General features: G+C 68.4%; 13 protein-coding genes. 8 read left to right on the top strand and 5 right to left on the bottom strand.

The features are described from left to right. On the bottom strand, positions 1-626 hold a 626-nt coding region (locus ACV4UX_RS12545; RefSeq protein ID WP_491593618.1), incomplete at its 3' end, for a hypothetical protein. A gap of 218 nt (positions 627-844) precedes the next feature. Between ACV4UX_RS12545 and ACV4UX_RS12540 the strand changes: the two genes are divergently transcribed. From ACV4UX_RS12540 to ACV4UX_RS12525, 4 genes are all read left to right on the top strand, one after another. Next, positions 845-1,261 carry an Hsp20/alpha crystallin family protein gene (locus ACV4UX_RS12540; protein WP_173082767.1) on the top strand — a complete coding sequence of 139 codons (417 nt, stop codon included), beginning with the start codon at positions 845-847 and terminating at the stop codon, positions 1,259-1,261. A 15-nt stretch (positions 1,262-1,276) separates the two neighbouring features. Beyond that, positions 1,277-1,645 (top strand): Hsp20/alpha crystallin family protein, encoded by a 369-nt coding sequence (locus tag ACV4UX_RS12535; protein WP_491593617.1) that lies wholly within the window; start codon positions 1,277-1,279, stop codon positions 1,643-1,645. 350 nt (positions 1,646-1,995) lie between these two features. Beyond that, positions 1,996-2,844: a bifunctional methylenetetrahydrofolate dehydrogenase/methenyltetrahydrofolate cyclohydrolase FolD gene (folD, locus tag ACV4UX_RS12530; protein ID WP_491593616.1), complete on the top strand. Its 849-nt coding sequence runs from the start codon at positions 1,996-1,998 to the stop codon at positions 2,842-2,844. A gap of 29 nt (positions 2,845-2,873) precedes the next feature. Continuing rightward, positions 2,874-3,407, top strand: coding sequence for a YbhB/YbcL family Raf kinase inhibitor-like protein (locus ACV4UX_RS12525; protein WP_491593615.1), 534 nt, complete (start codon positions 2,874-2,876; stop codon positions 3,405-3,407). 227 nt (positions 3,408-3,634) lie between these two features. Here ACV4UX_RS12525 and ACV4UX_RS12520 read toward each other — a convergent pair whose 3' ends face one another. The 4 genes from ACV4UX_RS12520 to ACV4UX_RS12505 form a co-directional block, all read right to left on the bottom strand. Beyond that, the gene (locus tag ACV4UX_RS12520) at positions 3,635-4,348 is read right to left on the bottom strand and encodes a cytochrome b5 domain-containing protein (protein WP_491593614.1); all 714 of its coding nucleotides are present in this window, start codon (positions 4,346-4,348) and stop codon (positions 3,635-3,637) included. A gap of 102 nt (positions 4,349-4,450) precedes the next feature. Continuing rightward, complete coding sequence (locus ACV4UX_RS12515; RefSeq protein WP_491593613.1) at positions 4,451-6,421, bottom strand: hypothetical protein; 1,971 nt, start codon at positions 6,419-6,421, stop codon at positions 4,451-4,453. Positions 6,422-6,572: 151 nt separating this feature from the next. Next, positions 6,573-7,082 (bottom strand): chemotaxis protein CheW, encoded by a 510-nt coding sequence (locus tag ACV4UX_RS12510; RefSeq protein WP_491593612.1) that lies wholly within the window; start codon positions 7,080-7,082, stop codon positions 6,573-6,575. 21 nt (positions 7,083-7,103) lie between these two features. Continuing rightward, positions 7,104-9,089, bottom strand: coding sequence for a HAMP domain-containing methyl-accepting chemotaxis protein (locus ACV4UX_RS12505; protein WP_491593611.1), 1,986 nt, complete (start codon positions 9,087-9,089; stop codon positions 7,104-7,106). 300 nt (positions 9,090-9,389) lie between these two features. Here ACV4UX_RS12505 and ACV4UX_RS12500 point away from each other — a divergent pair, with 300 nt between their 5' ends. The 4 genes from ACV4UX_RS12500 to ACV4UX_RS12485 all read left to right on the top strand — a co-directional run bounded on the left by ACV4UX_RS12500 (position 9,390) and on the right by ACV4UX_RS12485 (position 15,045). Continuing rightward, entirely contained in the window at positions 9,390-10,676 is a 1,287-nt protein-coding gene (locus ACV4UX_RS12500) for a hemolysin family protein (RefSeq protein ID WP_491593610.1), read from the top strand. A 105-nt stretch (positions 10,677-10,781) separates the two neighbouring features. After that, a complete protein-coding gene (locus tag ACV4UX_RS12495) occupies positions 10,782-12,506 on the top strand; it encodes a 30S ribosomal protein S1 (protein ID WP_173082780.1) in 1,725 nt (574 codons plus the stop codon). Further along, positions 12,493-13,422: a signal peptide peptidase SppA gene (gene sppA / locus ACV4UX_RS12490; RefSeq protein ID WP_491593609.1), complete on the top strand. Its 930-nt coding sequence runs from the start codon at positions 12,493-12,495 to the stop codon at positions 13,420-13,422. The genes ACV4UX_RS12495 and sppA overlap by 14 nt, the downstream gene beginning before the upstream one ends. A gap of 315 nt (positions 13,423-13,737) precedes the next feature. After that, entirely contained in the window at positions 13,738-15,045 is a 1,308-nt protein-coding gene (locus tag ACV4UX_RS12485; RefSeq protein ID WP_491593608.1) for a diguanylate cyclase, read from the top strand. The last annotated feature ends 361 nt before the right edge of the window (positions 15,046-15,406 follow it).

Genomic DNA, 15,406 nt, shown 5'->3' with positions numbered 1-15,406 from the left:
ACGGCCCCGGGCGCGCCCTTGGACTTCGCCCAGGCGTGCATGTGGCGCTCCGCCAACTCGGCCCCGTGGCGCAGATAGCGGTAGAGCTCCGCGAAGGCCCCGAACTCGCTCCCGAGGTGCGGCATCACCAGCCGCCGCAGCACGCCGGGGAGGCGCTCCAGGTAGTGCTCCATGAGGTGCATGGTCCGGTCGTAGAGGTGGTCGTGGGACTTGAGCAGGGCCACGGCCCGCTGGTAGTCGCGCTGCTTGATGTAGCCGGAGAGGCGCGCCTCCCGCTCCTTGAGGAACGGCTTGAACCGGGCCAGGGCGTCGCGCGCGCCTTCCCAGCGGGCCTGCGCCTGGGGCTCCTCAGGCGTGGGGCCGTGGTCCAGCAGCCGGTCCCAGTCCAGTCCGCCGGGATGGCCCTCCACGGCGGTCCGCCAGGCGGGCTGTGCTTGCAGGCAGGCAAGCAGGGGCTCGAACGCTACGATGCAGGGGTCGTCGAACGGCGTCTGCGGCCGGAACTCGGGTCGCGCCCCTGCGCTGCCGGGACCGGATTGCGGGGCCTCTCCCGCGAGCGTGGGGTCGATTCCCCAGGGGGCTTGCGCCCCGGCCTGGAACGTCTGGGCATACGTCGGCATGGTCATGGATGTTTCCTCCTTCTGGCGATTGCGGACCTGCCGAAGGTCCGATGACCGCGCATTGTATGCAGGAGGAAACGAATTGCACCCCACATAGCGCTATGTGGGCAACTCGTTGAAATTTTCCGCCGCGCTCCCCTCCCTTCCCGCCCCCCGACCTCCTTGACGCCAGGGGGCCGATGATTATGGGTAACTTCGAAAACGATCCCTCAGGAGGTTTCCTTATGGTCATCGACTTCAGTCCCCTCTTCGGGCAGCAGACGCCCCTCGACCGGATCTTCGAGGCCTTCTGGTCGCCCTCCATGGCAATCTCGCAGAGGCCCTACGCCTACCCGCCCGTGAACATCTCCGAGACGCCCGACGCCATCACCGTGCGCTGCGAACTGCCCGGCATGGACATCTCCGAGATCGACCTGACGCTCACCGAGTCCAGCCTGGCCATCAAGGGCGAGCGCAAGTCCGCCAAGGGCAAGTACTACCGCCAGGAGCGCCCCACCGGCGCGTTCCAGCGCGTGGTCAACGTGAGCGCGCCCATCGACCGCGAGAAGGTCGCCGCGCGCATGAAGGACGGCCTGCTGGAAATCACCCTGCCCAAGAGCGAAGCCAGCAAGCCCCGCAAGATCTCCATCGACATCGCCTAGGACAAAGGACGCTCCATGAACGACACCCAGAGAAACGAGGAAAGGGGCCTCCCCCGCGTCAAGCCCGCCACCGACATCGTGGAGACCGAGGACGGCTTCTACATCTACATGGACATGCCCGGCGTCTCCAAGGAGGCCCTGGTCATCGACTTGAACGAGGACGAGATCAAGGTGTCTGGCCGCACGGCCTACCCCGCCTCCGAGGCCGAGGAGAAGCTCATCCACGTGGAGTTCGGCAACGGCGAATACTACCGGGGCTTCACCCTCTCCCACATCGTGGACAAGCACCGCATCAACGCGGTGCTCAAAAACGGCGTGCTGGAACTGCACCTGCCCAAGGCCGAAAAGGCCCAACCCCGCAAGATCGAGATCCAGATGGGCTGATCGCGCGGTCGCGCTTCCAGGGCCTCAGAAACGCGTCAACCGATGCCCCCCGGAGCGATCCGGGGGGCATCGACCTTTCGGGCCGCCGATCGGCGCGGCGCAAGTTCCGGGGCATCCGCGCGCCGCGCAAGCCCGCAGCGAAACGTCCGAGAGAGCGGCGCTCCAGGCGCCCGCCCCGGCTGCCGAGCGGCCTTTCCCCTTGCTCCGCTTCCCGGAAACAGGTAGCGATGCGAAGGGTTCAGTGTCGGCCCTGCCCGGTTTGCATTGCCGGGGCACATGGCCTATCCTGTCGGCCCAACGCGCCGGGGCTTCGTCCCCGCGCGAAACGCCTTTCCCAACGGGGTTTCACCATGCTGCTTCTCGACGGCAAGGCCACGGCCCAGGCCCTGCGCCAGGAACTCGCCCAGGAAACCGCGCGGCTGGCCGAACAGTACGGACGCACGCCCCACCTGGCCGTGGTGCTGGTGGGCGACGACCCGGCCTCCCAGATCTACGTGCGCAACAAGGAAAAGGCCTGCGCCGACGCGGGCATCCGCTCCACCGCCCACCGCGTGGAGGCCGAGATCGGCCAGGCGGCCCTGGAATCGCTGGTGTCGGGCCTCAACGCCGACCCGGACATCGACGGCATCCTCGTGCAGGCGCCCCTGCCCAAGGGCCTGAACCTCCTGGCCGTGCAGTCCCTGGTGGACCCGGCCAAGGACGTGGACGGCTTCCACCCCGTGAGCGTTGGACGCCTCTCCATCGGCCTGCCGAGCCTGCCCCCCTGCACCCCGGCGGGCGTCATGTTCCTCCTGGAAAAATACGCCATCCCCTGCTCCGGCAGGAAGGCCGTGGTGGTGGGGCGCTCCAACATCGTGGGCAAGCCCATGGCCCTCATGCTCACCAAGGCCGACGCCACCGTGACCGTGTGCCACTCCCGCACGAAGGACCTGGCCGCCGAATGCCGCCAGGCCGACATCCTGGTGGCGGCCATCGGCCGGGCGAGGATGATCACGGCGGACATGGTCAAGCCCGGAGCCGTGGTGATGGACGTGGGCATGAACCGCGACGAAGCGGGCCTGTGCGGCGACGTGGACTTCGCTTCGGTGAAGGAAGTGGCCTCGGCCATCACCCCCGTGCCCGGCGGCATCGGCCCCATGACCATCGCCATGCTGCTCAAGAACACCGTCCAGGCCTACCTGTGGCGCATGGGGGCGTGACGGCCCCGGAACACCCTGGAGACGTGCACATGAAGGGCATTGCGCGCGCGGTCTTCCTGGCCGCCCTGTTCCTCTTCCTCGCAGGCGCGGAGGCCCGCGCGGCCGCGCTCACGGTGACGAGCCCGGCCTTCAAGGACGGCGAGCGCATGCCCCGTCAGGCCGGATGCGAGGGGGGCGAGCGCTCCCCGCCCCTGCAGGTGGTGGGCGTGCCCGGGGAGGCCAAATCCCTGGCCATCCTCATGACCGAGCAGGACTCGCCCAGGGGGCAGCAGCCCTTGTGGATCGCCTACAACCTGGCCCCCACCTACATCTCCATCGCCGAGAACCAGCCCAGGGCCCGCCACATCAAGGGCGACGGCATGCAGATCGCCCTGGGCAACGCCAAGCCCGGCTACGTCGGGCCGTGCCCTCCGGCAGGGGTCACGCGGCGCTACCTCATCGAGGTGTTCGCCCTGGACAGCCTGCTGGACCTGCCCGAGAACGCCTCCAAGCAGGACTTCCTCCTGGCCGTGGAGGGCCACATCCTGGCCCGGGGCTGGCTCTCCGGGCGCTACAAGAAATAGCGGCCGCTTCGGAAGCGAACCGGGGCCACGCCAGCGCCCGGAACGCTCGAGGAATGGCTGCCGCGCCACCCGGCGCTGGACGCAAAAAAACGCCGCCCCGGCCTGCAACAAGGCCGGGGCGGCGGCGTTTTTGACGGCATGGCCCGCAGCCGAGGCTGGCGGGAGTCGCTCATGGGCGGTCTCCCGCCCTGTTCCTCGCTGCGCGCGGCGAGTGCGGGCGACGAGCCCTAGTCGTGCAGGGGGAAGGTGAGCGTGGCCCCGATGAAGCCCAGCACCCCCATCACCGGCAGCATGGAGAGCGTGAGCAGCGCCAGACCGGAACCCGTGGAGAGCGCCGCCGCATCGAACCCGAACCAGGCCGCGCAGGCCACGAACTGCACCCACAGGACGGGCGAAAGGGCCAGCTTGATCTTCACCGGCCGCACCAGGGTGGAGCCGTAGTTGTACTTCCATGTGGCCAGCCCCGTAACCAGGGCCACGGGCGTGAACACCGCGCCCGCCAGGTTCATGGCGTGCACGCCCGACTCCAGGAACGCCCCCCCGAAGAGCTTGAAGAGCACCAGGAAGAACACGGCCCCGGCGGCGAAGCCGATGGGGAAGTGCACGGTCATGGGGTGGGGGTGGCGGCGCAGGAAGGGGCTCTTGCGCAAGAGCCAGGGCAGCTCGGCGTCACGGTCCTGGGCGCGGGGCACGGCGCACTCGGGGGCCACCACGCCCACCAGGGGGAAGCGCTCCAGGCGGTCGTTGCCGTGGGGCGCGTGGGGCAGCTCCGCCGAGAGGTCGGCCCCGGCGGCGTGGCGGTTCATGTGGCGTCCGGCCTTCCAGAGCTTCGAGGCGGTGATGTCGTACACCTTGCCGCCCTGGGCCACGTAGGCGGGGCGGCCCTCCTTGCCGTCGAAGCGCGCCAGTTCCTCAAGGGTGTAGGTCTTCGTCTCGGCCATGCGGGTCTCCTTGCGCGCCGCGCAGCGGCGTCATTCGTTCGCATTTCCGTGTACATGCCGGGCCGCCCCCTGTCGAGAACGCACGCGCCGGGAGGGCCCCGCTCAGGGCGCGGGGCCGGGCTCGAACACGGCCACCGGACCCCAGTGGGCCACGGTGCGCAGCACCTCGCGCCAGCCCGCCCCCTGGACGCAGGCCAGGGCCTCGTCGTGCTCCATGACCACCACCAGGTCGAAGCGCCGGGCCAGTTCGCGCAGGCGCGCGCAGTCGCGGATGTCGAAGGATTCCCCGTCCAGACGGGCCACCGGGTTTTCCCGCCCCGTGACCACCCAGCGGTGCGCGCCGAAGAAGAGCGGCGGATAGACCCAGCTGTCGGGCCCGGCCACCAGGAGCATCCGCCGGTCCGGGAAGGTGCCCCGCTTGAGGTATTCCAGGAAGACGATGGAATTGAAGTGCTCGTCGTGCACGCCCCGGCGGCCGCCCTCTCGGCGGTGCAGGGCCTTGGCCCAGTCCGTCGGCGCGCCTCCCAGGTCCGTGTGGTCCAGCAAGGGCTTCTCCTGATTGAGGAGCAGCACCGAGCAGAGCACGGCCAGGCTTGCGCCCAGCACGATCCCGCGCGGCCAGCGCCCGGCCCACCACCAGCGGGCGCCCCAGGCCAGGGGCAGCGCGGAGCAGGCGAACACCATCGAGAAGAAACGCCCGTTGTAGCCCATCCAGGCGATGGTCGCGCAGAGGCACAGGGCCGTGCCCGCCAGGGTCCAGGAGACCGAGCGCACGAAGCGCTCCCGGCTGAACAGCGCGGCCAGCGCGCATCCGGCCGCCAGGAGCGCCACGGGGCCGAACCAGCCCACGTCCTCGCTCCACCAGGCCCCGGGGCCGTAGGCCGGGGCGAAGGCCATGGACGCGCCCGGCCCCATGTCCCCTCCCAGGAGCGCCCGGTGCGCCTGCCGGAGGAGGCTCGTCCACCAGGCCCCTGGCAGGTCCGGCAGTTGGAGGGCGTAGCGGACGAGGTTGGACGCAAGGCCCGTCAGGCCGTCCAGGTTGCGGTGCGCCGAGACGTAGGGTTCGGGGCCGAAGGGGTCGCCGAAGCGCAGGAGGCAGACGATCTGGGTGGCCAGCGCCAGGCAGGCTCCCGCAAGCGTCAGGCCGAGGCCCGCCAGCACGCCCCGGGGCGAGGCCCGCCAGGCCCCCTGCGCAAGGGAGGCCAGTTCGCGCCCGTAGAACAGCAGCATCGAGCCCCCCAGGCAGAGCGCGAAGAAGGCGAAATAGGTCTTCACCGAGAGCCCGTAGACCAGACAAACAGCCAGAAAGCCCGCGTCCGACGCGCGGCCCCGGCGCAGGAGCGCCGAGAGGCCCAGCAGGCAGGCGCAGGCCAGGGCCGCCGCGCCGATGTCGTTCTTGGTGGACGTGGCCTGGAGCGCCAGGAGCTTGAGCGACGCCGTGACCAGCGCCACCGCCAGAGCCATGGGGCGGGTGCCTCTCTCCCGGGCCAGGGCGTAGGCCGCCAGCGCCACGCAGCACCAGGCCGCCCAGGCGAAGACGGCCACGCCCGCGTCCGTGCCCAGGCGCAGGAAGAAGAAGTGCAGGAGGTCGAACCCGGGGCTGAAGGCCAGTTGGCGGAAGGTGTTGTAGTTGACCGGGAAGAGCGTGTTCTCCTGCATCATCAGGAGCACCCGGGCCAGGTTGTAGGTCATGGAGTCCCAGTTGGCGGGCGGCGCGGCCAGGGCCTGGACGAAGAGCGCCAGGGCCGCCGCGCCCAGACACCAGGCCAGCGGCTCTCTTGCGAGGGAGGCTGCCGCGCGGCGCATTTCGGCCAGGAAGCGCCTGCTCCCGGCGTGCAGGGCGTAGCCCGCGAAGCCCAGGATACCTGCGTCCAGCAGGTGGTGAAAGCGCGTGAGGCCCGCCGCGAAGAGGGCGATGGAAGCAAGGCCCAGGGCGGCCAGCGAAAGGGCCAGCGACCGGGCCAGGGCCTCGGCCACGGAGAGTTCCCCGTCCTGGAGGCGGTACCAGGAGGCCGCGAGGAGCAGAAGCTCGGCGAGGGCGAGAAAGGACTGGGCCATGGCCACGCGACTCATAGCCGCTGCCCGCCCTGCGGTCCAGCCTTGGAGGGCGCAGCGGGCGGGCTCCGCAGGAGCCCGCACCAGCGTGATGACAAACCCCGAAGACGGGGTTTGTCAGAGCCGCTTACGGACGGCAAAGCCAGCCGCAGAGTCAATCCGGATGGGCTCAGCCGTGCCCTTCTCCGGCGGCCGCCTCTCCCAGCTCCTTGATGGAGAGCACCTCCGAGGTACCGAGGACCTTGGAAATCTCCAGGATCAGGATGAACCTGCCGCCGGACTTGCCGATGCCGCGCAGGAAGTCCGTGCCCACGCCCGTGCCCATGCTGGGTGGGGCTGCGATGGCGTCGGGCTCCAGTTCCAGCACCTCCTTCACCGAATCCGCGATGGCCCCCAGCACCGTGATGGAATCGCCCGTGGGGATTTCCACGATGATGATGCGCGTGTGCACCGTCTGCTCGCCCGCTTCCATGCCGAAGCGCAGGCGCAGGTCCACCACGGGCACGGCCGCGCCGCGCACGTTCACCACGCCGCGCACGGCCTCGGGGGCCTGCGGGATGCGGGTGATGTCCGTCATGTCCAGGATTTCGCGGACGCAGGCGATGTCCAGCGCGAACATGTCCCGGCCCAGGGTGAAGGTCAGGTAGCGATGGCTCGTGGCGTGCGATGTGTCGCTCATGGTGTTGCTCCTTGCCCGCGCCTAGAACCGTTCGAAGTCCTTGTTGTCAAGGTCGTCGCCCATGGCCAGGGCCACGCCCTGCCCCTTCTTCTTGGGGGCTGCTCCGGCGGAACGCTGAGGCTTGGCTGTTCTCGACTGGGGAAGCATGCGCCGCGTCCCGGAGGCGTCCTCGTCCACCTGGAAGAAGGAGATGACGCTCTGGAGCTGCTCGGCCTGCCCGGAGAGCTCTTCGGCGGTGGAGGCCATCTCCTCGGCGGCGGAGGCGTTCTGCTGCACCACCTGGTCGAGCTGCTGCAGGGCCTTGTTCACCTGGGTCGCGCCGGAATTCTGCTCGGCGCTGGCGGCGCTGATCTCCTGCACCAGTTCGGCGGTCTTCTGGATGTCGGGCACGAGCCGGTTGAGCAGGTCGCCGGTGCTCTCGGTGACGGCCGTGGAGCTGCCCGAAAGGGTGTTGATCTCGGCTGCGGCCTGCTGGCTGCGCTCGGCCAGTTTGCGCACCTCGGCGGCCACGACCGCGAAGCCCTTGCCGTGCTCGCCCGCGCGGGCGGCCTCGATGGCGGCGTTGAGGGCCAGCAGGTCGGTCTGCCGGGCGATCTCCTCGATGATGGAGATCTTCCGGGCGATGTCCTTCATGGCCGTCACGGTCTGGGCCATGGCCCCGCCGGACTCCTTGGCGTCCTGGGCGGCCTTGGCGGCGATGGCCTCGGTCTGGCGGGCGTTGTCGGCGTTCTGGCTGATGGACGAGGACATCTCCTCCATGGACGCGGAGGATTCCTCCAGCGCGGCGGCCTGTTCCGTGGTGGCCTGGGAGAGGCTCTGGGCCGCCGAGGAAAGCTCCTCGCTGCCCGAGGCCACGTTCTGCGCGCCGGCCTGCACCTCCACCACCACGCCGGTGATGCGGCTGACCATGGTGGCGAAGGCGTTGAGCAGTTCGTCCTCGGCGCTGCGGGGCTTCACGTCCACGCGCAGGTCGCCCTGGGAGAGCTTGGCGGAGAGCGCCGCGATGCCCTTCTCGGCCTCCACCAGCGCTGCGATGGAGCGCATCAGGTCGTCGTGGTCGGAGCGCGGCTTCACGTCCACGCCCAGGTCGCCCACGGAGAGCCTGCGGGCCAGGTCCGCCACGCCCTTCTCGGCCTCCACGAGGGCCTTGAAGGACATGAGCAGGGTGTCCACCGGGGAACGCGGCTCCACCTGGGCCGTCAGGTCGCCCGAGGCCACCTTGGCGGCCAGGGCGGCCACGTTGCGTTCGGCCTCGGCCACGCCGCGCAGGGAGTTGGCCAGCGCGCCGATCTCGTTCTTGAGGTCGATGTCCAGCGTGGCGTTCAGGTCGCCCACGGAAAGCTTGTCTGCGAAGGCCACGCTCTTGAAGAGCGGCGCGGTGATGGAGCGCGGGATGAAGTAGCCCAGGGCCATGGCGGTGACAAAGGAGACCGCGAGCATGATCACGGACACCAGCCAAGCTCGCTCGTAGGATGCGATGCCGCTGGCCGCTTCGGCGGCGGAGCCCTTGTCGTTGATGGCGATGGCGCGGTTCACGGCGTCCAGCGCTCCGTTGAAGGAGGCGCGCATGCCCGTGGACTGCATCTTGAGCGCCTCTTCGTTCCTGCCGGCCTTGTTCAGTTCGGCCACGGTCTTCTGCAGGGCGAGGTATTCGGCGAAGTATTTTTTGAAGTCCTCGTAGACCTTGCGTTCCTCGTCGCTGGAGATCAGCTTTTCGTAGACCCCCCGGGCCGCCTCCAGCTTCTCCAGGGACGCCTTGACCCGCCCCTCCTGCTCCTGGCGCAGCTCCTGCGTTTCGGCGATCCCGGCCAGGAGCTGGACCCTGCGCACGTCGTTGAGCCTTGCGTTGATCTCGCCCAGAATCTTGACGCTGGGCAGCCAGTTGGTGGCCACCTCGTTGATGTTCAGGCTCATGGAGCGCATGGAATGGATGTTGGCCAAGCCCAGCAGCACGATGAGCGCCGTGCACGCCCCGAACGCCAGCGCCAGTTTCAGTGTGAGCCGCATGCCCCCCTCCGACGTTGAAGGTTACAACCGCGATGCCCTGTCCCGGACGCCCTCCGCCGCAGCCCACTGCCCCGCGTCTGCCTTGACCTTTCAGGGAGCGCCTCCCCCCGCAGGGTGACGGAGCATATCATTCCCAAGCATATACGACTCCACAGGTCAGGTCCAGAGATATGAACAACTTCTCGATGCGCACTGGAGCCTCACGAGCCATCAATAAAGAATGCCCCCCAGGAATCATTCTTTACGAGCTTCCCTCCCGTTCCGGTTGCCTGGACGGCCGCAGAGCCCTATACCCTCCACATGCTCGATCTGCTTGCCGACCTCGCCCTGGTGCTCGGGCTGATCCTTCTGGGCGGATGCTTCGCCGCCGCCGAACTGGCCGTGCTCACGGCCCGGCCCCACCGCCTGGAGCAGATGGCCTCCCGGGGATCGCGCGGGGCGCGCGCGGCGCTGGAACTGGGGCGAAGGCCCCAGAACTTCCTGGCGGCGCTCCAGATCGGGGTGACGCTTCTGACCATCCTTTCGGGCGCGCTGGGCGAGGCCTCCCTGGCCGGGCACGCGCGCTCCCTGCTGGCGGGGGTTCCCGCGCTCGCGCCCCACGCCGAAACCTTGGGCTTCGCCCTGGTGGTGGCCGGGGTCACCTACGTGTCGCTCATTGCCGGGGAGCTGGTCCCCAAACGCCTGGCCATCGCCAACCCGGAGGCCATGGCCGTGGCCGTGGCCCGGCCCATGGCCACCCTGCTGCGCCTCGCCGCCCCCTTCGTCTGGGTGCTCTCGGCCTCCACCCACCTGGTGCTGCGGCTTTTTCCCAAGAGCGAAGGCGGGCACGACGGCGTGAGCGAGGACGAATTGCGCCTGCTGGTGCGCCAGGCCGCCGCCTCGGGCGTGCTCGAACACGACGAGGGGGCCATGGCCGAACGCGTCCTGCTCCTGGACGACCGTCCCGTGGCGGCCGTCATGACCCACCGCGCGCGCATCACCGCCCTGGACCTGGACCACCCGGAGCGCATCCAGACCACCATCCGGGCCACGCCCTTCAACCGCTTCCCGGTGGTGCGCGGCGGCCTGGACAACCTGCTGGGCGTGGCCGAGGCCAAGGGCCTGCTCTGCATCGACCCGGGCGACCCCAAGGCCGTGCGCGCCCTGCTCCAGCACCCGCCCCACGTGCTGGAGACCACCACGGTCTCCAACCTGCTGGTGCAGTTGCGCGAGGCGGGCCAGGCCATGGCCGTGGTGGTGGACGAGTTCGGGGCCGTGCAGGGCCTGGCCACGCTCACCGACGTGCTGGCTGCCATCGTGGGCGGGCTCGCGCCCTCCTCCCGCGGCGAGGAGCGCATCGCCGTGCGCCAGGACGGCTCGCTTCTGGTGGACGGGCTCACCCCGGCGGCCGAACTCTTCGAGCGCCTTGGCCAGAACGTGCCCTCCGGAGACTTCCAGACCGTGGCCGGGTTCGTGCTCTTCCGGCTGGGCCGCATCCCGGCCGTGGCCGAGGCCTTCGAGCACGAAGGACACCGCTTCGAGGTGGTGGACCTCGACGGCCGCAGGGTGGACCGGGTGCTTGTCCAAAAACTCCCAATCCCCGGCTGAAACGCGCCCCGGAGGCGTTATTAGCGGTTGTCACCCAACGCCATATCGGGTACGGGTCTGAATCCTTTTTTGCGAGGGAATATCCTGTTGGAGGTCAACCAAGTCATGATCAACGCCGAACATCCCAAATCAACCAGCAACCAGGACATGGAAGTCAACTTCGAGGCCGCTCTCGAAGATTACCTGAACGAAGACTTCGGGGATCTCGAGGAAGGCGTCATCACCAAGGGCGTGGTGGTGCGCGTGGGCAAGGAGCACATCCTGGTGGATGTGAACTTCAAGTCCGAGGGCCAGATCCCGGTGTCGGAATTCACCGACGCCGAAGGCAACGTCACGGTGGGCGTGGGCGAAGAAATCGACGTCTACGTGGTGGGCAAGAACGAATCCGAGGGGACCATCCACCTCTCCCGCGACCGCGCCAAGCGGATGCAGCTCTTCGACAAGCTGGAAGACCTCCAAGACAAGGACGACATCATCTCCGGCCGCATCCAGCGGCGCATCAAGGGCGGCTACACCGTGGACCTGGGCGGCGTCGAAGCCTTCCTGCCCGGCTCCCACGTGGACCTGCGCCCCGTGCCCGACATGGACGCTCTGGTCGGCAAGGAATTCGAGTTCCGTGTCCTCAAGATCAACCGCCGGCGCTCCAACGTCATCGTGTCGCGCCGCGTCCTGCTGGAAGAACGCCGCGAGTCCCTGCGCCGCGACCTGCTGACCACCCTCGAAGAGGGCCAGACCGTCACCGGCCGCGTCAAGAACATCACCGAGTACGGCGTGTTCGTGGACCTGGGCGGCCTGGACGGCCTGATGCACATCACCGACATGTCCTGGAAGCGCGTGAAGCATCCCAAGGAGATGGTCGGCCTGGGCGACGAGCTTGAACTGAAGGTGCTCTCCTTCGACAAGGACAAGCAGAAGGTCTCCCTGGGCATGAAGCAGCTCACGCCCGACCCCTGGCAGAACATCGCCGACAAGTACCCCGTGGGCAGCCGCATGTCCGGCAAGGTCACCAACCTGGTGGACTACGGCGCCTTCGTGGAACTGGAAGCCGGCGTCGAGGGCCTGGTGCACATCTCCGAGATGAGCTGGACCCGCAAGCTGCGCCACCCCTCCCAGATGGTCCACCTGGGCGACGAGGTCGAGGTGGTCGTGCTGGGCGTCGACCAGGACAAGAAGCGCATCAGCCTCGGCATGAAGCAGGTGAAGCCCAACCCCTGGGATCTGGTGGCCGACCGCTACCCCGAGGGCGCGGTGCTGGAAGGCACGGTGAAGAACATCACCGAGTTCGGCATCTTCATCGGCATCGAGGACGGCATCGACGGCCTCATCCACGTCTCCGACATCTCCTGGACCAAGAAGGTCCGCCACCCCGGCGAGATGTTCAAGGTTGGCGACGTGGTGCGCGCCAAGGTGCTCACCGTGGACAAGCAGAACGAGAAGTTCACCCTGGGCATCAAGCAGCTGGCCGACGACCCCTGGCACGACGTGCCCGCCCGCTACCCCGTGGGTGCCACCGTGAAGGGCACCGTGACCAACATCACCGACTTCGGCCTGTTCGTGGAAGTGGAAGAGGGCATCGAAGGCCTGGTCCACGTCTCCGAAATCAGCCGCAAGAAGGTGAAGACCCCGGCCGAACTCTACAAAGAGAACGACCAGATCGAAGCCCGCGTCATCCACGTCTCGGCCGACGAGCGCCGCCTTGGGCTCTCCATCAAGGCCATCAAGGACGAGGACGACAAGCGCAAGGCCAAGGAATACCGCTCCTCCGGCCCCGAAGTGGGCGTCGGCCTGGGCGACCTCCTGCGCCAGAAGCAAGAGGATGCCCAGCAGTAACGAACCGACCGCGAAGACGGGGCTGCGCGGGAAACATCCCGTGCTCTTCGTCTTCGCGCTTCTTCTCGCGGCCATGGCCCTCTCCGTGGGGGCCATGGCCTTTTTTCCCGCCGACGGCCAGGACGACGAGGACCCCCTGTTCTCCTGGTTCGACTCCGAGAAGCTCGGCGTGGTCCAGATCGAGGGGACCATCGAAAGCTCCCGGCGCGTGGTGGCCTTCGTGCGGAAACTGCGCGACGACAAGGCCGTGAAGGGCGTGCTCCTGCGCGTGGACTCCGGCGGCGGCGGCTTCGGCCCCTCCCAGGAGATCTACCGCGCCGTGCGCGACCTGGCCCGCCACAAACCCGTGGTGGCCTCCTTCGGCTCCGTGGCCGCCAGCGGCGGCTACTATGTGGCCTGCCCCGCCAAGGTGATCTACGCCCTCCCCGGCTCCATCACCGGCTCCATCGGCGTGCGCAGCATGTTCCCCAACGTGCGCGAGGCCACAGACCGCCTGGGCCTGGCCTTCCACAGCTTCACCACAGGAACCCTCAAGGACGCGGGCTCGCCCTTCCGGGACATGACCGCCGAAGACAAGGCCTATCTCCAGGAGCTCATCACCGACCTGCGCGACATCTTCGTGGCCGACGTGGCCCAGTCCCGCAACCTGGACCCCGCCGCCGTCAACGCCCTCCAGGGCAAGGCCATGACCGCCGCCAACGCCCTCACCCTGGGGCTCGTGGACAAGATGGGCTCCGCCGAGGACGCCCTGGAAGAACTCAGGACGCTCTCGGGCGTCACCCGCCGCAAGCCTGGCATCGTGCGCGGCCCCCGCAAGGAGCAGTCGCGCATGGAGGAGTTCTTCGGCCAAATGGGCCAGGCCTTCGTGCGCGGTTTGGTCCAGGAGCGCCAGGGCGTGCAGATCCGCGCCGAATGACCGCGACGCCCTCCTCGACCGACCGTCGGCTGCCTCCTCCTGCACGAACCGATTCCAACACCCCCTGAGGCCGCGCCCACGCCTTTCGTCCCCTCCCCGCCCGGCAGCCCGGAACCGGACGCCCCGCTTTTCCTGCTGCGGGACAGGGCCTTGAACGCGTAGAACGGGCCACACGGCTCCGCCCACAACCGGGTGGCCGCCGCAGCGCCTGGGGCGAGCATCTGCCAACCTTCGATACAGCTCTCTGGCCCTTGACTCCCCGCCAATATCTGATATCCATTCAAAAACTTTTTCTTTTCCGTAGGTTCCGCATCAATGACCGGTCTTTCGCTGCACTCGCTCAAGGTACTCATCGTGGAAGACGACGCGCCCTCGCGCGTCGCCCTCATGCTTGTGCTCGAAAACCGCGTGGCCCAGGTCTTCCAGGCGGACAACGGCCGGTGCGGCCTGGACATCTGGCGCGAACACGCGCCCCACGTGATCGTCACCGACCTGCGCATGCCTTGCCTGGACGGCCTGGGCATGATCCGGGAGATCCGCGGCACCGGCGGCGACCCCTTCGTCATCGTGGCCTCCGCCTTCGGCGCGGAAGAGTCCTACCTGGACGCCATCGAGCTGGGCGTGAACCTCTTCATCAAGAAGCCCTACAACGCCGAGGACATCTTCGCCGGGCTCGAACGCGCCGCCCGAACCCTCTCAAAGCGCGGTCGCGACGCCTACCGGCAGGCCATGGCGGGAGGCCTGCTCTCCCACGTGCCCAACTGCCACCTGCTCACCGACGGCGAGCGCGTCCTCTACTTCAACGACCCGCAGGCCATCCTGCCGCGCGCTGCCCTGGAAGGGCAGGACCTGGGCGCCTGGCTTCGCGCCAACTTCACCCTGGCCCTGCGCCACGGCATGGCCCAGTCCTCCCTGCCGCAGAGCATCGCCTCCTGGCTCGAGCGCCACACCGGACGCGAATTCATCCTGGCGGGCATCGGCCAGGAGCGCGGCGGCAAGCCCGCCCGCTTCCTCCTGCGCCTGGACCGCGTGCGCATGGACGGCGGCGACCTCCACCTGCTCACCTTCACCGACATCTCGCGCATCGAGCACGAGCGGGTGCGCTTCTTCCAACTGGCCGGACGCGACCACCTCACCGGCGTGGGCAACCGCCAGGCCTTTGAGGCCGAGTTGGCCAAGGAGATCGGCCGGGCCAAACGCTACGGGTCGGAGCTGTGCCTGCTCATGCTGGACATCGACGACTTCAAGGCCGTCAACGACACCTTCGGTCACCAGACCGGGGACGCCGTGCTGGTGGCCCTGGCCCGGACGGTCTGCGCCGGAGTGCGCGTCACGGACGTGGTGTGCCGCTACGGGGGCGAGGAATTCATGGTGATCATGCCCCAGACCACGCTTCAGGGGGCCTTCACCTGCGGGCGCAAGCTGGCCAAAACCCTGGCCTGCCAGGATTTCAGCGTAGGCCGACCCGTCACCGCGAGCCTGGGCGTGGCCCAGTTCCATCCCTCCGAAACCGCCGAGGCGCTGGTTCGCCGGGTGGATATGGCCCTCTACGAGGCCAAGAAGGCCGGGAAGAACCGCGTCACCGTGGCCGGGGACGCCGCCTGCACCTGCACGGACTCCTGATTCCGCCCGGCCCGGACCAGACGCTGCCACCGCCAGCAGCCTCCGTCACGAAGCGTCCCTGCGGGCGCTCCCGCCCCTCCCGGCGCGGTCAGGGGGGAGCGCTTGCGCACCTCGCCCACACGCCCGTCCCTGCTTATGAGCATCGGCTTGCGAAGCAGACGCAGGCCTCCCGAAGGGGGGGCTTGGCGGCCTGTTCCTGCCTGCCGGTGCAGCGTCCTCACAATTCGTCCACACGAATTGTCAAGGCAAGCAGCAAAACCATTGTTCATCATTTTGAAAACATATTCATGTTTTCAAAATCGCGACGCTTATGAGCATCGGCTTGCGAAGCAGACGCAGGCCTCCCGAAGGGGGGGCTTGG

Source organism: Fundidesulfovibrio sp., assembly GCF_058402725.1.
This window is presented reverse-complemented; position numbering and strand designations above follow the sequence as displayed.